At 70.8% G+C, this 17,902-nt stretch carries 18 protein-coding genes and 1 tRNA gene; 7 read left to right on the forward strand and 12 right to left on the reverse strand.

All coding sequences use genetic code 11. The annotated features are described in order from the left end of the window. The first annotated feature begins 120 nt into the window (after nucleotides 1-120). Entirely contained in the window at nucleotides 121-1,452 is a 1,332-nt protein-coding gene (locus tag ACZ7L1_RS09930; RefSeq protein ID WP_471435763.1) for an SGNH/GDSL hydrolase family protein, read from the forward strand. Between the two features lie 26 nt (nucleotides 1,453-1,478). On the opposite strand, the gene ACZ7L1_RS09935 is transcribed toward ACZ7L1_RS09930, so the two are convergent. From ACZ7L1_RS09935 to ACZ7L1_RS09950, 4 genes are read right to left on the reverse strand one after another with little or no spacing between them, the layout of a single operon-like run. Beyond that, nucleotides 1,479-2,384 (reverse strand): DUF1707 SHOCT-like domain-containing protein, encoded by a 906-nt coding sequence (locus ACZ7L1_RS09935; RefSeq protein ID WP_471435765.1) that lies wholly within the window; start codon nucleotides 2,382-2,384, stop codon nucleotides 1,479-1,481. 10 nt (nucleotides 2,385-2,394) lie between these two features. Then, complete coding sequence (locus ACZ7L1_RS09940) at nucleotides 2,395-3,495, reverse strand: ABC transporter ATP-binding protein (protein WP_471435766.1); 1,101 nt, start codon at nucleotides 3,493-3,495, stop codon at nucleotides 2,395-2,397. 10 nt (nucleotides 3,496-3,505) lie between these two features. After that, nucleotides 3,506-4,357, reverse strand: coding sequence for an ABC transporter permease (locus ACZ7L1_RS09945; protein WP_471435919.1), 852 nt, complete (start codon nucleotides 4,355-4,357; stop codon nucleotides 3,506-3,508). Nucleotides 4,358-4,397: 40 nt separating this feature from the next. Beyond that, nucleotides 4,398-5,198 carry an ABC transporter permease gene (locus ACZ7L1_RS09950; RefSeq protein WP_471435768.1) on the reverse strand — a complete coding sequence of 267 codons (801 nt, stop codon included), beginning with the start codon at nucleotides 5,196-5,198 and terminating at the stop codon, nucleotides 4,398-4,400. 202 nt (nucleotides 5,199-5,400) lie between these two features. Between ACZ7L1_RS09950 and ACZ7L1_RS09955 the strand changes: the two genes are divergently transcribed. Then, nucleotides 5,401-7,860: a transglycosylase domain-containing protein gene (locus ACZ7L1_RS09955; protein ID WP_471435770.1), complete on the forward strand. Its 2,460-nt coding sequence runs from the start codon at nucleotides 5,401-5,403 to the stop codon at nucleotides 7,858-7,860. A gap of 81 nt (nucleotides 7,861-7,941) precedes the next feature. Here the strand turns inward: ACZ7L1_RS09955 and bcp are convergent, their stop codons facing one another. Next, on the reverse strand, nucleotides 7,942-8,409 hold the full coding sequence (bcp, locus tag ACZ7L1_RS09960; protein ID WP_471435771.1) for a thioredoxin-dependent thiol peroxidase: 468 nt from the start codon (nucleotides 8,407-8,409) through the stop codon (nucleotides 7,942-7,944). A gap of 188 nt (nucleotides 8,410-8,597) precedes the next feature. Between bcp and ACZ7L1_RS09965 the strand changes: the two genes are divergently transcribed. The 3 genes from ACZ7L1_RS09965 (at nucleotide 8,598) to ACZ7L1_RS09975 (ending at nucleotide 9,608) form a co-directional block, all read left to right on the forward strand. Beyond that, on the forward strand, nucleotides 8,598-8,936 hold the full coding sequence (locus tag ACZ7L1_RS09965) for a DUF3618 domain-containing protein (RefSeq protein ID WP_471435772.1): 339 nt from the start codon (nucleotides 8,598-8,600) through the stop codon (nucleotides 8,934-8,936). A 43-nt stretch (nucleotides 8,937-8,979) separates the two neighbouring features. Next, entirely contained in the window at nucleotides 8,980-9,321 is a 342-nt protein-coding gene (locus ACZ7L1_RS09970; RefSeq protein WP_181139332.1) for a GroES family chaperonin, read from the forward strand. 202 nt (nucleotides 9,322-9,523) lie between these two features. Continuing rightward, nucleotides 9,524-9,608: transfer RNA gene (locus ACZ7L1_RS09975), tRNA-Leu, on the forward strand. 64 nt (nucleotides 9,609-9,672) lie between these two features. Here ACZ7L1_RS09975 and rdgB read toward each other — a convergent pair. From rdgB to ACZ7L1_RS09995, 4 genes are all read right to left on the reverse strand, one after another. Continuing rightward, entirely contained in the window at nucleotides 9,673-10,275 is a 603-nt protein-coding gene (rdgB, locus tag ACZ7L1_RS09980; RefSeq protein ID WP_471435773.1) for an RdgB/HAM1 family non-canonical purine NTP pyrophosphatase, read from the reverse strand. A 49-nt stretch (nucleotides 10,276-10,324) separates the two neighbouring features. After that, nucleotides 10,325-10,726, reverse strand: a complete 402-nt coding sequence (locus ACZ7L1_RS09985) for a hypothetical protein (RefSeq protein WP_471435775.1) — start codon at nucleotides 10,724-10,726, stop codon at nucleotides 10,325-10,327. 92 nt (nucleotides 10,727-10,818) lie between these two features. Continuing rightward, nucleotides 10,819-11,550: a ribonuclease PH gene (gene rph, locus ACZ7L1_RS09990; protein ID WP_471435776.1), complete on the reverse strand. Its 732-nt coding sequence runs from the start codon at nucleotides 11,548-11,550 to the stop codon at nucleotides 10,819-10,821. A 98-nt stretch (nucleotides 11,551-11,648) separates the two neighbouring features. Further along, nucleotides 11,649-11,882: a PTS sugar transporter subunit IIB gene (locus tag ACZ7L1_RS09995; RefSeq protein WP_043440579.1), complete on the reverse strand. Its 234-nt coding sequence runs from the start codon at nucleotides 11,880-11,882 to the stop codon at nucleotides 11,649-11,651. Between the two features lie 286 nt (nucleotides 11,883-12,168). On the opposite strand from ACZ7L1_RS09995, the gene ACZ7L1_RS10000 reads away from it, so the two are divergent. Continuing rightward, nucleotides 12,169-13,422, forward strand: coding sequence for a PTS transporter subunit EIIC (locus ACZ7L1_RS10000; protein WP_471435778.1), 1,254 nt, complete (start codon nucleotides 12,169-12,171; stop codon nucleotides 13,420-13,422). 64 nt (nucleotides 13,423-13,486) lie between these two features. On the opposite strand, the gene ACZ7L1_RS10005 is transcribed toward ACZ7L1_RS10000, so the two are convergent. After that, nucleotides 13,487-14,239 carry an MBL fold metallo-hydrolase gene (locus tag ACZ7L1_RS10005; protein ID WP_471435780.1) on the reverse strand — a complete coding sequence of 251 codons (753 nt, stop codon included), beginning with the start codon at nucleotides 14,237-14,239 and terminating at the stop codon, nucleotides 13,487-13,489. Nucleotides 14,240-14,484: 245 nt separating this feature from the next. Between ACZ7L1_RS10005 and ACZ7L1_RS10010 the strand changes: the two genes are divergently transcribed. Beyond that, a complete protein-coding gene (locus ACZ7L1_RS10010) occupies nucleotides 14,485-14,925 on the forward strand; it encodes a type II toxin-antitoxin system PemK/MazF family toxin (RefSeq protein WP_471435781.1) in 441 nt (146 codons plus the stop codon). Between the two features lie 18 nt (nucleotides 14,926-14,943). On the opposite strand, the gene ACZ7L1_RS10015 is transcribed toward ACZ7L1_RS10010, so the two are convergent. Both ACZ7L1_RS10015 and ACZ7L1_RS10020 read right to left on the reverse strand, forming a co-directional pair. Then, on the reverse strand, nucleotides 14,944-15,495 hold the full coding sequence (locus ACZ7L1_RS10015; RefSeq protein WP_471435783.1) for a hypothetical protein: 552 nt from the start codon (nucleotides 15,493-15,495) through the stop codon (nucleotides 14,944-14,946). A gap of 131 nt (nucleotides 15,496-15,626) precedes the next feature. Next, entirely contained in the window at nucleotides 15,627-17,696 is a 2,070-nt protein-coding gene (locus ACZ7L1_RS10020; protein WP_471435784.1) for a putative Ig domain-containing protein, read from the reverse strand. Nucleotides 17,697-17,902 lie beyond the last annotated feature (206 nt).

Raw genomic sequence — 17,902 nt, forward strand, 5'->3', positions numbered from 1 at the left:
GGGGTTTCCCCCAAGGGGCCGGCCCAGGGCCGCGCCGGTTTCCTTCCGCCCCATGACGCATCATGGGAATGATCAATACGGAGCCCCGGGCTCCGCTCCCCTAGGAGACAACGCAACCGCATGACCAGGAAACACGGTTATGCCCTGCTGGCGGCTGTCCTGACGATCGTTCTGACCGTCTCGGCCGCCATATACATCGGCGTCACGGCCGGTGACGGCGGCCGCCGTCACACTCCGGCCGCCGGCCGGCCGACCCCGCCGAACGCCGCCGAACCCGCCTCCACCGGCATCTGGGTGGGCGCCTGGGCGGCCTCGCCGTCCGGGGCCGAGCCCGGCACCTGGGCGACCGGCCTGGCGGGCAGGTCCGTCCGCAACGTCGTACACGTCGGCGTCGGCGGGACGAGTGCCCGCATCACGCTGTCCAATCTCTACGGCGGACAGCCGCTGAGCATCACGCACGCCTCGATCGCCCTCGCCGCCGCGGACGACACCGCCCGGGTGGCCGACGGCAGCATGCGCCGGCTCACCTTCGGCGGCCTCCCCTCGGTCGTCATCGCGCCCGGCGGGCAGGTGGTCAGCGACGCCGTACGGATCGTCGTCCCGCGCGACGCGGACGTGCTGGTGACCACCTACTCCCCCGCCCCGTCCGGCCCGGTCACCTACCACCGGCACGCCCAGCAGGTCTCCTACGCGGCCCAGGGCGACCGCACCGAGGACACCAGCGGCGCCCCCTTCACCGTCCCGACCCTCTCCTGGCGCTATCTGACCGCGCTCGACCTGCTCAGCAACGAGGCGACGGGCACCGTCGTCGCGCTCGGCGACTCGATCACCGACGGCATCACCTCCACCGTGGGAGCCGACCGCCGCTGGACGGACGTGCTGTCCGAGCGGCTGCGGGAGGCGGCCGGACCGGGTGAGGTGCCCCGCTACAGCGTGGTCAACGAGGGCATCAGCGGTAACGAGGTCCTGGCGAGCGGCGGGGGCCGGCCGGCCGACAACCCGAGCGGTCTGAGCCGTTTCGGCCGCGACGTGCTGGAGCGTACGAACCTCAAGGTGGTCGTCATCGACCTCGGCGTCAACGACATCATCCACAACCCCGGCCGGGCCGACCCGGACCGGATCACCGCGGGGCTGCGCACCCTCGTCCACGAGGCCCACGCACGCGGCCTGAAGGTCGTCGGTGCGACCCTGATGCCGTTCAAGGGCCACCGCGTCTACCGGACCGACCGCGAGCAGGTGCGCCAGGCCGTCAACGCGCGGATCCGCTCGGGCACCGTGTTCGACGCGGTCGTCGATTTCGACCGGGCGCTGCGCGACCCCTACGACCCGCGCCGGCTGCGCTCCGACTACGACTCGGGCGACCACCTCCACCCCAGCGACAAGGGGTTCCGGAGGATGGCGGAGGCCGTCGACCTGACCTCGCTCAAGGGCGCCGCGCCCGCCGAGCTGTAACCCGGCTCACCGAGCCGCGATCCCGCTCACCAGCCGCCGTGACGGCGCCGGTCGCGTTCCTCGCGCCGCGCCTCACGGCGCTCGCGGTGCTCCTCCTGCCGCTCCTCGCGGCGCTCGCGCACCCAGTCGCGGTGCTCCTCGAGCGCCTTGTGGGCGTCGAACAGGCCCTCCAGGCCCTCACGGGGGGTGTTCTCCAGTTCCCCGCGACCGGCCTTGCGTTCCAGCTTCTCCTGGCGCCGCTGTTCCTTCAGCCGTTGCCGCTCGGCCTTGGTCAGCTTGCGCTCGACGCCGACCCCGCCCCAGAACGCGAACCCGGTGATGACCACGCGCGGCGCGCCCGGCTCCCCCGGCACGCCCTCCTCACGGTGGTCGAAGCCGCCCATGATGCCGATGCCGCGCACGACCACCTCGACCCCGGGCGGCACGATGACGTTCATTCCGCCCATGATCGCCACGCAGTTGATCTCGACCTCCCGGTCCGCGAAGTCCGCCTCCCTGAGGTCGATCTCACCGCCGCCCCAGAAGGCGAAGCAGTTGAACCGCCTGGGCACCCGCCAGCGGCCCGTGCGCTGGAACCCGGACATCACGGCGACCGCCCACGTGGACGACCCCTCGCCACCGGTGATCCGCTCGGCCCAACGGCCGCCCAGCACCGGTTCCTTGGTCAGGGACACGGCCGGCGGCGTGGCACCCGCGACCGGCAGGTCCCGGGTGATCGGCGCCAGTTCACGGTACGTCCGCGCCTTGTACGTCGCCTCCAGCCGCTCCTCGAACTCCTCCATGTCGAGACGGCCCTCCGCGAGGGCGTCCCTGAGGACCTCGGCGACTCGTTCACGATCGGCATCGGAGGCGCGCAGATCCGGATCCGGGACCGGGGTGTGCGGCGCCGGCCGCTGCTCGTCGCTTCCCCCGTGTGACACAGCGTCGGTCATGGGCGTCAGCCTACGAGTTCGCGGCGTCCCGGACCACGCCGCGGCCCTCACCGGCCTCCTCGGTGTGCTTCTCCGCGTGTACCTCGGTCCCCTTCCCCGCGTGCACCTCCGTGTGCTTCTCCGCGTACATCTTCGCGATCACCGCCTCGATGTCCGGCTCCCGCACCGACAGGTCCACCAGCGGATACTCTGCCGCGACCCGCGCCACCAGCGGCGCCGCCGACTGTGACGCCGGGAACGCGAGCCACTGCCGCGGCCCCTCCACCCGCACCACGCGCGCGGGCGGCGCCTGGATCGGCGGCAGCTCCCGCTCCAGGTCGACCACCAGGGTGCGTTCGCTGTCGCCGACCTCGTGCAGCCCGGCGAGCGGGCCGTCGTACATCAGGCGGCCGTGATCGATGACCATCACCCGGGAGCACAACTGCTCGATGTCCTGCAGGTCGTGCGTGGTCAGCAGCACCGTCGTACCGCGCTCGGCGTTCACCTCCCGCAGGAACTCCCGCACCTTCGCCTTGGAGATGACGTCCAGCCCGATCGTCGGCTCGTCCAGGTACAGCACCTCGGGGTCGTGCAGCAGCGCCGCCGCGATGTCGCCGCGCATCCGCTGGCCCAGCGACAGCTGCCGCACCGGCACGTCCAACAGCGCGCCCAGCTCGAGCAGTTCGACCAGACGGTCGAGGTTCTCACGGTAACGGGCGTCCGGGATGCGGTACATGCGGTGCATCAGCCGGTAGGAGTCGATCAGCGGCAGGTCCCACCACAGGGTCGTACGCTGCCCGAAGACCACGCCGATGCGCTGCGCGAGCCGGGTCCGCTCCCGGGAGGGGTCGATGCCGGCGACCCGCAGCCGGCCGCCGCTCGGGGTCAGGATCCCGGTCAGCATCTTGATCGTGGTGGACTTCCCCGCGCCGTTCGGCCCGATGTAGCCGACCATCTCACCGCGTGCCACGGTGAAGGAGAGGGAGTCCACGGCCCGCACCTGCCGCCGCTCGCTCTTGAGGAACCCGGTCCTCTTGCGCACGTCGAAGACCTTCTCGACACGGTCGAGTTCGATGAACCGGCCGTCTTCGCGCCGGCCGTCGTGAACGGGGCCGCCGTTCATGCTGTCCATGAGTTGTCCCTCAGCTCCCCGTACTCCGGTACGAACGCAGTCCCGCCCGCCACGCCAGCCCCGCCAGCCCGCAGCAGCCCGCCGCGACCAGCGGCGGGGCGAAGGCGACCCAGGACGGCAGGTCGAGCGGATAGGGCCGCCCCAGCACGTACAGCGCGGGCAGCCAGTTGACGAAGGCGAGCGGCAGCACGAACGTCACCCCGCGCAGCAAGTCCTTCGCGAACACGGTGGGCGGGTACTGCAACAGCGTCTGCCCGCCGTAGGTGAAGGAGTTCTGCACCTCGGAGGCGTCCTGCGCGACGAACTGGAACGCCGCGCCCGCCACGAACACCGCGCAGAAGATCCCGGCGCCGCTCGCCAGCGCCAGCGGGACCATCAGCACCTTCAGCGCGGTCCAGGAGACGTCCAGGGCGGCGACGGCGTACCCGAGGACCAGCACCCCCTGGGTGATCCGGCCGAGGCGGCGCAGCCCGAAGCGGTCCGCGGCGACCTGTGCCAGCACCGGCACCGGGCGCACCAGCAGCGTGTCCAGCGTGCCGTCGCGCACCCGCCGCCCCAACCGGTCCATCGAGCCGAGCGCGAGGTCGGCGAAGCCGAAGGCGGTCGCGGACAGGCCGTACAGGAACGCGACCTCCGACAGGCTGTAGCCGCCGAGCGTGTCGATCCGCGAGAACATCAGCATGATCGCGACGAAGTCCAACGCGGTGCCGGCGAAGTTGCCGAACGTGGTCATCGCGAAGGAGGCGCGGTAGGCCATGGTGGAGCGGATCCACATGGCGGTGATCAGACGGTAGGCGCGCAGCCCCTCGCGCACCCGGCCGTACGTCCTCCCGTCGCCGTACGTCCTCCCGTCCCCGTACACCTCCGTACGCTCCCGGCCCGACGAGCGGACGAGGTCTCCTTCAGCCACCCTGCACCACCACCCGCCGGGTCGCCGCCGACTGCACCAGCCGCCCCGCGGCCAGCAGCACCACCGCCCACGCGCCCTGGAAGGCGTACGTGGGCAGGGGATCCGCCGTGCCGAGCAGCACGTCCAGGGGGGCCTGGAGCAGCGCCGACCAGGGCAGCACACGGACGATCTCGCCGAGCGCGCCGGGGAAGACGTTCAGGGGCAGCAGCATGCCCGAGCAGAAGACCGCCAGCAGCCAGGACAGCTGGGCCACGCCCGCCCCGTCCAGCAGCCAGAACGCGCACAGCGCCACGACGAACCGGATCGCGAAGCTCACCACCACTCCGAACCCGACCGCGACCAGGAAGGCCAGCCAGGTCAGCGGGCTCGTGGGCAGCGCGAGCGGGAACAGCAGCGCGCCCACCACCAGCGGCACCACGCCCCGGCCGAGCAGGTGGAACAGCGCCCGCCCCACGTCCGCGGCCAGCCACCACAGCTGCAGGTCGGCGGGCCGGTACAGGTCGATCGCGATGTCACCGGTGCGGATTCGCTCGATCAGCTCGTCCTCGAAGCCGCCGCCCATCACGGAGACGGTCATCAGCAGTGCCTGCCCCGTCCACACGTACGTCAGCGCCTGGCCCTCGTCGTAACCCCCCAGGTGCGGCCGTTCGTGCCACAGGGCCAGATAGGTGTATGCCAAGATCAATCCGAAGACTGTGTTGGTGAACACCCCCGCCGCGGTCGCGGTCCGGTAGGTCGCGTACCTCCGGAAACCACCGGCCGCGACAGCGGCGTACAACCGCCCTGCCCCCACGGGAGTCCTCCCTTCGAAGCGTTCCGGGCGAAGCGCAGGAGCCTAGCGCGCGGGCGACGTGGTGTACCACACGTTTTCCCGCGCGGAACGTCCCTCGCGCAGGGAACTGGAACGCAAGGTGCGACAGTCTTCATCAGGGGATGCAGATGGCGCATGAGGACGTACGGGAACGTACGACGCGAAACGGGAGTCCGGCACCACGATGAGCGACGAGCCACAGCCGCAGAAGAGCAGCCAGGTGGTGGCGTCCGAAGAACCACGGACGGCGCCTGTCGCCGCGATCCCCGGCGACGGCCCGAAGCGGCCGAAGCGCACGGGATGGCGCCGGCTGCTCCCCACCTGGAAGACGGTGCTCGGCACCCTCGTGGCGGGCGTGCTGCTCCTGGCCGGACTGTTCGCCCTCGGCTACTACACGGTCAAGATCCCGGCGGCGAACGCGGCGGCCACCAAGCAGAGCAACGTCTACCTGTACGCGGACGGCAGCGAGCTGGCCCGCGACGGCACCGTCAACCGCGAGAACGTCGAGCTCGCGGAGATCTCCAAGGCCGCCCAGCACGCCGCGCTCGCCGCCGAGGACCGCGACTTCTACACCGAGTCCGCCGTCGACCCCAAGGCGATGGTCCGCGCGGCCTGGAACACGGCCACCGGCAAGGGCAAGCAGTCCGGCTCGACGATCACCCAGCAGTACGTGAAGAACTACTACCTCGAGCAGCAGCAGACCGTCACCCGCAAGGTGAAGGAGTTCTTCATCGCGATCAAGCTGGACCGCGAGAAGAGCAAGGACGACATCCTCGAGGGCTACCTCAACACCAGCTACTTCGGCCGCAACGCCTACGGCATCCAGGCCGCCGCCCAGGCCTACTACGGCGTGGACGCCAAGGACCTCGACGTCGGCCAGGCCGCCTACATCGCCGCCCTGCTCAACGCGCCCAGCGAGTACGACGTGATCGCGCACCCCGAGAACAAGGGCGCGGCGCTGGCCCGCTGGAACTACGTCCTCGACGGCATGGTCAAGAAGGGCTGGCTGAGCGCCGGCGAGCGCCAGAAGGTGACCTTCCCCGCGCCCCGCCAGCAGGTCCACGCCTCCGGCATGTCCGGGCAGCGCGGCTACCTGGTCGAGGCGATCAAGGACTACCTCACCGGCAACAAGATCATCGACGAGGACACCCTGGCCCGCGGCGGCTACCGCATCACCACCACGCTGGAGAAGTCCAAGCAGGACGCCTTCGTCAAGGCCGTCAACGACCAGGTGATGAGCAAGCTCGACAAGAAGAACAACAAGGTCGACCGGTACGTCCGCGCCGGCGGCGCCGCCATCGACCCGGCCACCGGCAAGGTCGTCGCGATGTACGGCGGCATCGACTACACCAAGCAGTACGTCAACAACGCGACCCGCCGCGACTACCAGGTCGGCTCCACGTTCAAGCCGTTCGTGTTCACCTCGGCGGTGCAGAACGGCTCCCGCACCCAGGACGGCGTCACCGTCACCCCGAACACGGTGTACGACGGCACCGACAAGCGGCCCGTGCAGGGCTGGTCCGGCGGGGCGTACGCGCCGGAGAACGAGGACAACGTCTCCTACGGCCCGATCACCGTCCGCAAGGCCACGGACAAGTCCGTGAACGCCGTGTACGCGCAGATGGCGGTGGACGTCGGCCCGTCCAGGGTCAAGCAGACCGCGATCGACCTGGGCGTGCCCGCGAACACGCCCGACCTGCAGCCGTACCCGTCGATCGCGCTCGGCACGGCCACCGCGAGCGTCCTCGACATGACGCAGGCGTACGCGACGCTCGCCAACCACGGCAAGCACGGCGCGTACACGCTGGTCGAGAAGGTCAGCAACGGCACGCAGAACATCGAGCTTCCGCAGCAGTCCACGAAGCAGGCGGTCAGCCGGGAGGCGGCGGACACCACCACGTCGGTCCTGCAGAGCGTGGTCGACAACGGCACCGCGACCGCCGCACAGGGCGCCGGCCGGCCCGCCGCCGGCAAGACCGGCACCGCGGAGGAGGACCAGGCGGCCTGGTTCGCGGGTTACACCCCGCAGCTGGCCACCGTGGTCGCGGTGATGGGCCAGGACCCGGACACCGGCAAGCACGAGTCGCTCTACGGCGCGATGGGCCTGGCTCGCATCAACGGCGGTGGCGCGCCCGCGCAGATCTGGGCGCAGTTCACCAAGGACGCGCTGCAGGGGCAGCCGGTGAAGGACTTCGACCTGCAGCTGCAGGCGGGCGCGGACCAGACGCTGGAGCCTCCGAGCACCGGGCCTACGGACCAGCAGCCGGGCACCACCGGCGACCAGTCGAACGGCGGCACGACGGGCGGCCAGTCCACCACCCCGGGCCAGAACCAGGGTCAGACCCAGGGGCAGACGACGGGCGGCACCCCGGGCACGGGCGGTACGACGACGGGCGGCACACCCGGCACGGGCGGTACGACGACCGGCGGCGCCACGACGGGGACGGGCGGCACCACCGGGGACGGCGGCACGACCGGCACCGGAGGCACCACCGGCGACGGCGGCACGACCGGCACCGGAGGCACGACGGGCACGGGAGGCACGGGAGGCACCGGGGGGACCACCGGGGACGGCGGCACGACGGGGAACGGCGGGACGACCAGCGGGGCGGGGACGCTGAGCACACAGGGCCACAGGCTGTAGCGGCAGGGTCCTCGCCGTACGCGACGGCCCGCACCGGATCACACCGGTGCGGGCCGTTCGCACGCGTGGGAGTCGGGACGGTCAGATGCCCAGATCCTTGATGATCTTCGCCACGTGGCCCGTCGCCTTCACGTTGTACAGGGCGCGCTCGACCTTGCCGTCCTCGTCCACGATCACCGTGGAGCGGATGACGCCGACGACCGTCTTGCCGTACAGCTTCTTCTCGCCGAAGGCACCGTACGCCTCCAGCACCTTCTTGTCCGGGTCGGCGAGGAGGGTGACCTCCAGGGACTCCTTCTCGCGGAACTTCGCGAGCTTCTCCGGCTTGTCCGGGGAGATGCCGATGACGTCGTAGCCGGCGCCCGCCAGCAGTTGAAGGTTGTCCGTGAAGTCGCACGCCTGCTTGGTGCAGCCGGGGGTGAGCGCCGCCGGGTAGAAGTACACGATGACCTTACGGCCCTTGTGTTCGGCCAGGGAGACCTCGTTGCCGTCGGCGTCGGGCAGGGTGAAGGCGGGGGCGGTGTCGCCGGGCTGGAGTCGCTCGCTCATCGGTACCTCACGGGGCAAGGGGCGGGTCACGCGGATCCGCGGGTCAGCGGTTCACCGGACGAGCCTAATCTCCTTCGGACCCTCCACGGGGTGCCGATGGGTGCCTTCGGCACGAAGCTGACAGACTGTCCAGCACAGAATCAGGAAATTGCGCGGAACACGTCGCACACGACCACGGAGGAAGCGCGGTGACGGACACGTCGAGCACACCGGACACCAGGACTCCGGCCGAGATCGAGGCGGACATCAAGCGCCGCCGCGAGACGCTGGCCGAGACGCTCGACGAGATCGGAGTCCGGGTGCACCCCAAGACGATCGTCGGGGACGCCAAGGCCAAGGTCGTCTCCAACATCGACCACACGCTCGGGCGGGCCTACGTGGGCGTCAACCGGGCCGTCAGCGAGGTCAAGGGCCAGCTGGTCACCGAGGAGGGCGCGCCGCGCCTTGAGCGCATCGTGCCCGTGGCGCTGGTCGTGGTCGGCGTCGTGGGACTGTTCGCGCTGGGCTCCCGGCGGCGCAGGGACTGACCCGGCCGCGCGCGAAGCCGTCGAAGGCAGGTAGGTTCAGGGCGTGAGCGAGAAGACCCACCACGACAAGTTGCCCATCCGGATGCTGCACGACCGCGTACTCGTGCGGCAGGAGACCGGCGAGGGCGAGCGCCGCTCCGGCGGCGGCATCCTCATCCCCGCGACCGCGGCCGTGGGCCGGCGCCTCGCCTGGGCCGAGGTCGTCGCGGTCGGGCAGAACGTACGGACCGTGGAGCCGGGCGACCGGGTCCTGTTCGACCCGGAGGACCGGGCCGAGGTGGAGGTGCGCGGCATCGCGTACGTCCTGATGCGCGAACGCGACCTGCACGCGGTGGCGGCGGACCGCTTCGAGGGGGCGGAGGACTCGACGGGGCTGTACTTGTAGAGGGCGGCTGAGGGGCCGGCCACCCATCGCCGGCCCCTTCGACGTCACCGCGCCCTGCCGACGGGCCCCCGCCCACCCGAACTGCCATGCCGTGACGGCGACATGGCGTGGTCCGAAGGGTGGGGGGCCAGCGGGGCGTGCCGAGTCCCCCGTACACTGAACGGCACCGAGCGGCACGAGCAGGCGAAGTGTTCGCTTTGGGGCGGTCGTGGCGAAATAGGCGATACGCGCGGGTTTTAGGTGCCCGTGGGAGAAATCCCGTGTGGGTTCGAGTCCCACCGACCGCACACAGACATCGCATGGTGAAAGGCCCGGTCCGAGCAAGGGACGGGGCCTTTCGTGCAGCCTGCGTCAGCCCAGCAGTTCCCGCACCGCCGGTACCAGTGCGCGGAACGCCTTGCCCCGGTGGCTGATCGCGTTCTTCTCCTCGGGGGTCAGTTCCGCGCACGTTCGGGTCTCGCCCTCCGGCTGGAGGATCGGGTCGTAGCCGAAGCCGTTCGTGCCGGTGGGCTCGTGGCGGAGGGTGCCGCGGAGTTGGCCCTCGGCCACCCGTTCCGTGCCGTCGGGGAGGGCCAGGGCCGCCGCGCAGGCGAAGTGGGCGCCGCGGTGGGGCTCGTCGATGTCCGCGAGCTGGGCGAGGAGCAGGTCGAGGTTGGCCTTGTCGTCGCCGTGGCGGCCCGCCCAGCGGGCGGAGAAGATGCCGGGCGCGCCGTTCAGGACGTCGACGCACAGGCCGGAGTCGTCCGCCACCGCGGGCAGGCCCGTGGCCTTGGCCAGGGCGTGGGCCTTGAGGAGGGCGTTCTCGGCGAAGGTGACGCCGGTTTCCCTGACGTCGGGGATGTCGGGGTAGGCGTCCGCGCCGACCAGGTCGTGCGGGAGGCCCGCTTCGGCGAGGATCGCCCTGAGTTCGGTGATCTTTCCGGCGTTGCGCGTGGCGAGGATCAGGCGGGTCATGGGACCAGTATCCGTGGGCGGTGCGTGGCCGCGGCGCCCGCCTGCGGGGCTACGAGGACGTGCAGACCTTCGTCAGTTCGCCCGCCGCGTTCGTCACCGGGGCCACGTCGGGGGTCTTGTCGCCGTTCTTCATGGCGTCGCGGACACCCGTGACCGCCTTGTGCAGGTCGTCGACCGCCTTGTTGACGTCGACGTTGTCCGTCTTGTCGCTGATCTTGTCGAGGTTCTTCTCGATGGAGTCGAGGGCCTCATCCGTCTGCGTCGGGTCGTTCGCCGCGTTCTCGACGGCCTGCTGGAGGCCGGTGACGCTGTCGGCGATGGCGTCGGCGGTCTGGACGCAGTCGATGGCCTTGTTCACGGCGTCGCAGCCCGCGCTCGCGCCGATGGCGGCGAGGACGGCGACGGCCGCGAGAGCGGCGGTGGCGGTGCGTCGGCGGTGGCGCGCGGCCATGGAGCGGTTCCCTCTCCGTGGGTGGTGACGGTGGGGCGCGCGGTGTCGCGCGTGCGCCCCGCCCGGGTCACTCCTGAAAACGCCGTACCGCGCTACGCGGTTGCCTCCAGCGCCGCCCGCTGGATCGCGGTGAGCTGTTCGCAGCCCGCCATCGCGAGGTCGAGGAGGGCGTTCAGTTCCCCACGGTCGAAGGGTGTCGCCTCCGCCGTGCCCTGGACCTCGACGAAACGGCCGTCGCCGGTGCAGACGACGTTCATGTCGGTCTCCGCGCGGACGTCCTCCTCGTAGCAGAGGTCGAGGAGCGGCACGCCGGCCACGATGCCTACGGAGACGGCGGAGACGGTGCCGGTCAGCGGCTGCCGGGTGGCCTTGACGAGCTTCCTGCGCTGCGCCCAGGCGACGGCGTCGGCGAGCGCCACGTAGGCGCCGGTGATGGCGGCGGTGCGGGTGCCGCCGTCGGCCTGGAGGACGTCGCAGTCGAGGACGACGGTGTTCTCGCCGAGCGACTTGGTGTCGACGACGGCGCGCAGGGAGCGGCCGATGAGGCGGCTGATCTCGTGCGTGCGGCCGCCGATCCTGCCCTTGACCGACTCGCGGTCGCCGCGAGTGTTGGTGGAGCGGGGCAGCATGGCGTACTCCGCGGTGACCCAGCCCTCTCCGCTGCCCTTGCGCCAGCGCGGCACGCCCTCGGTGACGGAGGCGGTGCAGAGGACCTTCGTGTCGCCGAAGGAGACGAGGACGGAGCCCTCGGCGTGCTTGCTCCAGCCGCGCTCGATGGTGACCGGGCGGAGCTGTTCGGGGGTACGGCCGTCGATTCGAGACATGGCGCCGAGCCTATCCGCAACTGCGTCAGGGGCCTCTCCCACGGTGGGAGAGGCCCCTGGCCACCTGCGCCCGCGCACTGGTGTGTGAGTCGGCGGGCTCACATCATGTCTTCGATCTCCGCGGCGATCGGGTCGGCGTCGGTGCCGATGACGACCTGGATGGCGGTACCCATCTTGACGACGCCGTGAGCGCCGGCGGCCTTCAGTGCGGCCTCGTCGACCAGCGAGGCGTCGTGGACCTCGGTGCGGAGCCGGGTGATGCAGCCCTCGATCTCGTCGATGTTGTCGATGCCGCCGAGCCCGGCAACGATCTTCTCAGCCTTGCTGGCCATGTCCCTACTCCCTGAGCCGAACCGCTGTGTCGAAAGCTGGTCTACACCACCCCGGGAACGGCCGCAAAGCGCCGGGGGGAACAGCGCGCCCGTCTACGTGGCCTTTATCACGAGTGCGGCATTTGCCCCCAGTCTGTCCGAGGCCACAGAATTCATGGGTTCCTTATCCCGCCTTCACCGTGCTACAACAGGTCTACACCACAGGTGGTGTAGACCACACGGGGCTGTTTCACCCCGTTCCACTCCCCCTTCCCGTCCCCCGGCAGCCCCGGCACATGGAGGAAGTATGAGCACCGCCACCGCGACAACGGCGGCCCCCGCGAAGAAGCGGGGTTCCGGTCTGTTCCAGGGCCTGCAGAAGGTCGGCCGCAGCCTGCAGCTCCCGATCGCCGTGCTGCCGGCGGCGGGCATCCTGCTCCGGCTGGGCCAGCCCGACGTGTTCGGCGACGACGGACTCGGCTGGCACAAGGTCGCGTCCGTCTTCGCGACCGCGGGCGGCGCCGTGTTCGACAACCTGCCCCTGCTCTTCTGCGTCGGCGTCGCGATCGGCTTCGCCAAGAAGTCGGACGGCTCCACCGCGCTCGCGGCCCTGGTCGGCTTCCTCGTCTACAGCAACGTCCTCAAGGCGTTCCCGCTGAGCGAGCAGCACATCGAGAACGGCAAGATAGTCGAGGCGACGTACAACAACCCGGGCGTCCTCGGCGGCATCCTCCTGGGTCTGCTGTCCGCCGTGCTGTGGCAGCGGTTCCACCGCACCAAGCTGGTGGACTGGCTCGGCTTCTTCAACGGCCGCCGGCTCGTCCCGATCATCATGGCGTTCGTCGGCACGCTCTTCGGCGTCTTCTTCGGCCTGGTCTGGAAGCCGATCGGTGACGGCATCTCCGACGTGGGCAAGTGGATCACCGGTCTCGGCGCCGTGGGCGCGGGTCTGTTCGGTCTGATCAACCGCGCGCTGATCCCGGTCGGCATGCACCAGTTCGTGAACGCCGTCTCCTGGTTCCAGATCGGTGACTACAAGAACTCCGCGGGCGTCATCGTGCACGGCGACCTGAACCGCTTCTTCGCCGGCGACCCGACCGCCGGACAGTTCATGTCGGGCTTCTTCCCGATCATGATGTTCGGTCTGCCGGCCGCCGCGCTCGCCATCGCGCACACCGCCCGCCCCGAGCGCCGCAAGGCCGTCATGGGTCTGATGATCTCGGTCGCGCTGACGTCCTTCGTCACCGGTGTCACCGAGCCGATCGAGTTCTCGTTCATGTTCATCGCGCCGGTGCTGTACGGGATCCACGCGGTCCTCACCGCGCTGTCCATGGCGATCACCTGGGCGCTCGGCGTCCACGCCGGCTTCACGTTCTCGGCCGGCGCGATCGACTACCTGCTGAACTGGAACCTCGCCACCAAGCCCTGGCTGATCATCCCGATCGGCCTGGTGTTCGCGGCGATCTACTACTTCGTCTTCCGGTTCGCCATCGTCAAGTTCAACCTCACCACCCCGGGCCGCGAGCCCGAGGAGGAGATCGAGGACCTGACCAAGGCCTGACCCCCATACGTACGAGGGCCCCGGAACCACGCTGGTTCCGGGGCCCTCGTACGTATGGGGGCGGCTAGAGCTCGTACGTCGCCCGTGGCTCCGCCAGTTCGACCGGTCCCGGGTAGACCGCGCGGGCGTCCGTCAGGTTGACCTGGGGGTCGGTCCACGGCGGGATGTGGGTGAGGACGAGGCGGCGGGCCCGGGCGCGGGTGGCGGTCTCGCCCGCCTCACGGCCGTTCAGATGGAGGTTGGGAATGTCCTCCTTGCCGTGGGTGAACGCGGCCTCGCACAGGAACAGGTCGGCGTCGCGCGCGAGTTCGTCCAGCGCCTCGCTCACACCGGTGTCGCCCGAGTAGGTGAGCGACCTGCCGCCGTGCTCGATCCGGATGCCGTACGCCTCCACCGGGTGGCGTACGCGTTCCGTGTGCACGGTGAACGGGCCGATCTCGAACGTGCCCGGTTTGACCGTGTGGAAGTCGAAGACCTCGCTCATCGAGGAGGCCGAGGGTGTGTCGCCGTAGGCGGTGGTCAGGCGCTGTTCGGTGCCCTCCGGGCCGTAGACCGGGATGGGGGCGCAGCGGCCGCCGTCGTGGCGGTAGTAGCGCGCGACGAAGTAGGCGAGCATGTCGATGCAGTGGTCGGCGTGCAGATGGCTCAGGAAGATGGCGTCAAGGTCGTAGAGACCGCAGTGGCGCTGCAACTCGCCCAGGGCGCCGTTGCCCATGTCGAGCAGCAGCCGGAAGCCGTCGGCCTCGACGAGGTAGCTCGAGCAGGCCGATTCCGCGGACGGAAACGACCCCGAGCAGCCGACGACGGTGAGCTTCATAGAGCTGGAACCTCCGTGGCGGGACGTGCGCAAGGCAGGGGCGGGGAACGGTGACGGGGGTCGTGCGGTCCGTCGAGCGTAAGGCGCAAAAGGGCGGGTCGCTCCTCCGCCAGGGGCCGTTGTGGGGGAACTCACCTGTGGTGTCACCGGTTCGGCTGGAACAACGGCGCGCGCGGCACACCGTACGGCGCACCGGAGTTGCGAAGGGCGCGCAGTGATGCGGACGCGCCGGTACCGTCGTCCGTATGGACACGTCGTGGTGGCTCGCGCTGGCGGCCGTGGTGCTGCTCGCGCTGGTCGCGACGCTGGTGGACGGATGGGGGCGCGGGCGGCGTCACCGTGCCGCGGCCGCGCGTCCGCCGGGGCGTGCCCGGGTTCATCCGCGGCCGGCCGAGATCTGGTGGGCGAGCGTTCCCTACGGGGACCGGCCGGGCGGCAAGGAGTGGCCGTGCCTGGTGCTGACGGTGCGCGGGGACAGCGCGACGGTCGCGCGGATCACCAGTCGGTACCGCGACGAGCGGACGGGCGTGATCCCGCTCCCGCCGGGGTCGGTCGGCGACGTTCAGGGGCGGCCCAGCTTCCTGGAGACGGACGAGCTGCGGGACGTGCCGCTGTGGGACTTCCGGCGCCGGGTGGGGGTGGTGGACCCCGCGCTGTGGGACCAGGTGCGGTACCTGGCGGGATGAGCGTGTTCATGGCGGCCCTCATGGCTTGGTCACCGCGACCGTGACGCTCCACCGCTGGATGCCGAGGCACGACGTCTGGCCGGGGCGCTTCGCGCACAGCGGGCGGGTGGCGGTCAGCTGTGCGGTGCCCGGACCGACGGCGTCGAAGGCGGCCACGGCGTCGCCCGGCTGAACGACGAAACCGGCGTTGGCCGCCTTCAGCGCCGCGCCGGTGGCGGTGACCGGGGTCCAGGGGCGGTCCTTGGTGCCGTCCAGGGTGAGGCGGAGCTGTCCGCCGGTGGTCAGGCACACGGTGTGGCCGGTGTCGGCGGCGGTGAGCTGGACGTGAGGGGTGCAGTCGGTGGGGGTGGCCGTGGGGGACGGTGCCCCGGAGGAGGGCGCCGAGGGGGAGGCCGACGGGGACGCCGATCCGGACGTGGGCGCCGAGGCCGACCCGGACACCGACGGGGACGGCGACACCGCGCCGCTACCGGCCGCTCCCGGCCCACTGTGCGTGCCGCAGCCCGCGAGGAGGAGCGCCGCTGCCGCGACGGCGATGACAGTGGTCCGCTGAGCGGTGGTACGGCGCATGGGGGCCGCCTCTCGTTACTCGTGCCCGTGTGTGCCGATGTGACGTTTCTCCAGCGCATCAGGATCCCCACGCGCTCGCAAACGGGCCCCGGCCCACACGCCCGGCCGGGGCCCCTTCGTGCACAGGTGCGTCAGCTAGTCGTCAGGGCGGTGTCGTCGATGACGAAGCTGGTCTGCAGCGAGGAGTCCTCCACGCCGCTGAACTTCAGGGTGACCGTGGACCCCGCGAACGAGGACAGGTCGAAGGACTTCTGGGTGTAACCGGAGGCCGCGTTGACGTTCGAGTACGTCGCCAGCGTGGTCGACCCGGCGGTCACCGTCAGCTTGTCGTACGCGGTGCTGCCGGACTCCGCGGTGTCGATGTGCAGGTAGAAGGTCAGCGTGGCCTTGCAGCCGGACGGGATGGTCACCGACTGGGACAGCGTGTCGGTGTGCGAGGAGCCGTACCCGTCGAGCCAGGCGTAGTAGGAGCCGCTGTGCGCCGCCTCACCGCTGTCGTTGGTGATCACGCCGCTGGAGGCGCTCCAGGTGGTGTTGCCCGACTCGAAGCCCGGGTTGCCGAGCAGCTGCGCCGAGGAGCAGGTGCCGCCGGAGGAGCCGACCGTCCAGGTGAAGGAGGTCGAGCCGGAGGCGCCGGTTGCGTCCTTGGCGGTGACGCTCACGCTGTAGGTGCCCGCGGTGGAGGCGGTGCCGGAGATCAGGCCGGTCGAGCTGTTGATCGACAGGCCGGTGGGCAGTCCGGTGGCGCTGTAGGTGAGGGTGGCGCCCGCGCTGTCCGTCGCCTTGATCTGCAGGCTGACCGAGCTGCCGGTCGTGGTGGACTGGTTGCCCGGGTTGGTGACGGTCACCGTGTTGCCGGTGCTGCCGCCGGAGGAGAAGGCGCTCGTGCCGTTGGGGGTGCCCCAGCCGGTCGGGCCGTCGTAGCCGGTGCGCGCGGTGCAGAAGTACGAGGTCGAGCAGGAGCCGTTGCTGCCGCTGGTGACGTCGTACAGGTTGCTCGTGTGGGAGTAGGGGTACTTCGCCGGGTAGTCGCTGGAACCCGGGGTGCCCGCGAGGGCGTAGACGCCGGCGATGATCGGGGCGGAGGCGCTGGTGCCGCCGTAGACGGCCCAGCCGGAGCCGCCGTAGGTGTCGTAGACCGCCACGCCGGTGGCCGGGTCGGCGACCGCGGAGACGTCGGCCTCCATGCGCTTGGAGCAGCCGGTGTCGGTCTGCCAGCTCGGCTTCGGGTCGTAGGCGGAGCAGCCGGAGCCGGTGCCCTCGGTGGAGCTGGTGTTCCACACGGACTCGGTCCAGCCACGGGAGTTGGACGACGTGCTCAGCGCGGTCCCGCCGACGGCGGTGACGTACTGGGAGGTCGCCGGGTACTCGGCGCCGTAGCCGGAGTCGCCCGCGGAGACGGTGATCGCGACACCCGGGTGCTTGAAGTACGAGGTGTCCTCGCTGGTCTGGGAGGAGGACTCGGAGCCGCCCCAGCTGTTGGAGACGAACTTGGCGCCCAGCGAGACGGCCTCGTTCTCGGCGATGCCGAGGTCGGTGTCGTTGGCGGAGTTGGCCTCGACGAGGATGATGTTGCAGTTGGGGCAGACGGCGCTGACCATGTCGATGTCGAGCGCCTCCTCACCGGCCCACCCGGAGTCGTTCGTGGGCAGCGAGGTGGTCGAACCGGTCTGGCTGACCTGCTTGAAGCAGCCGTTGGCCTTGGTGCACGCCGACAGGCCGTACGTCGAGCGGTAGGTGGCCAGGTCCGACTCGGCGTTGGGGTCGTTGTAGGCGTCGACGACGGCGACGGTCAGGCCGGAGCCGCCGGTCGAGGGAAGGTTGTAGGCGCTGTGCAGGTTGGCCGGGCTCAGGCCGGAGGGCGCGGCGGCCGCGAGCGCGGAGGCCAGGCGCTGCCTGACGTCGGTGCGGCGCTGGGCGAAGCAGGACGCCTGGCCGGGCTTCGCGGTGGCGCACAGGTGCTGGGTCGGGACCTTCTGACCGGCCTTGCCGGTCGAGTGGACGGTCTGCCGCTGGGGGTCGGTCAGCGCCTTGGCGTTCTGGGACGTGCGGGTGGTGTGCGCGGTGGCGGCGGGCGCGCTCTGCGCGCCCGCGGACGGGGCCGCCAGGAACCCGGCGACGGTGAGGGTGAGGGCCGGGACGGTGGCGGTCAGGAGTCTTCGAAGACTCCGGCGCCGCTTGTTCGGGCGTGACTCACGCATGGGGGTGTTGCCTCCATCGGTCGAGGCCGGCACCGCGCGGGCCTGGGTGGGGCCGGACGCGGACCACAGCCGGAAGTGGGGATTCACGAGCTGAGTGGCAGGCTGTGACGCGCGTAGCGGCGGTGGGACGCACGTCATGGGCATGACACTTGGAACACCCTGCGATGCCGATGAGCGTGACATTGACAGGACGGGCAGAACGTAGC

Source organism: Streptomyces sp. NPDC107546, from assembly GCF_055639175.1.

Excerpts from the sequence above, each read along its gene's own strand:
- ACZ7L1_RS09930 (WP_471435763.1), top strand. The coding sequence starts at position 121 with ATGACCAGGAAACACGGTTATGCCCTGCTGGCGGCTGTCCTGACGATC.
- ACZ7L1_RS09935 (WP_471435765.1), bottom strand. The coding sequence starts at position 2,384 with ATGACCGACGCTGTGTCACACGGGGGAAGCGACGAGCAGCGGCCGGCG.
- ACZ7L1_RS09940 (WP_471435766.1), bottom strand. The coding sequence starts at position 3,495 with ATGGACAGCATGAACGGCGGCCCCGTTCACGACGGCCGGCGCGAAGAC.
- ACZ7L1_RS09955 (WP_471435770.1), top strand. The coding sequence starts at position 5,401 with ATGAGCGACGAGCCACAGCCGCAGAAGAGCAGCCAGGTGGTGGCGTCC.
- bcp (WP_471435771.1), bottom strand. The coding sequence starts at position 8,409 with ATGAGCGAGCGACTCCAGCCCGGCGACACCGCCCCCGCCTTCACCCTG.
- rdgB (WP_471435773.1), bottom strand. The coding sequence starts at position 10,275 with ATGACCCGCCTGATCCTCGCCACGCGCAACGCCGGAAAGATCACCGAA.
- ACZ7L1_RS09985 (WP_471435775.1), bottom strand. The coding sequence starts at position 10,726 with ATGGCCGCGCGCCACCGCCGACGCACCGCCACCGCCGCTCTCGCGGCC.
- rph (WP_471435776.1), bottom strand. The coding sequence starts at position 11,550 with ATGTCTCGAATCGACGGCCGTACCCCCGAACAGCTCCGCCCGGTCACC.
- ACZ7L1_RS09995 (WP_043440579.1), bottom strand. The coding sequence starts at position 11,882 with ATGGCCAGCAAGGCTGAGAAGATCGTTGCCGGGCTCGGCGGCATCGAC.
- ACZ7L1_RS10000 (WP_471435778.1), top strand. The coding sequence starts at position 12,169 with ATGAGCACCGCCACCGCGACAACGGCGGCCCCCGCGAAGAAGCGGGGT.
- ACZ7L1_RS10005 (WP_471435780.1), bottom strand. The coding sequence starts at position 14,239 with ATGAAGCTCACCGTCGTCGGCTGCTCGGGGTCGTTTCCGTCCGCGGAA.
- ACZ7L1_RS10010 (WP_471435781.1), top strand. The coding sequence starts at position 14,485 with ATGGACACGTCGTGGTGGCTCGCGCTGGCGGCCGTGGTGCTGCTCGCG.
- ACZ7L1_RS10015 (WP_471435783.1), bottom strand. The coding sequence starts at position 15,495 with ATGCGCCGTACCACCGCTCAGCGGACCACTGTCATCGCCGTCGCGGCA.
- ACZ7L1_RS10020 (WP_471435784.1), bottom strand. The coding sequence starts at position 17,696 with ATGCGTGAGTCACGCCCGAACAAGCGGCGCCGGAGTCTTCGAAGACTC.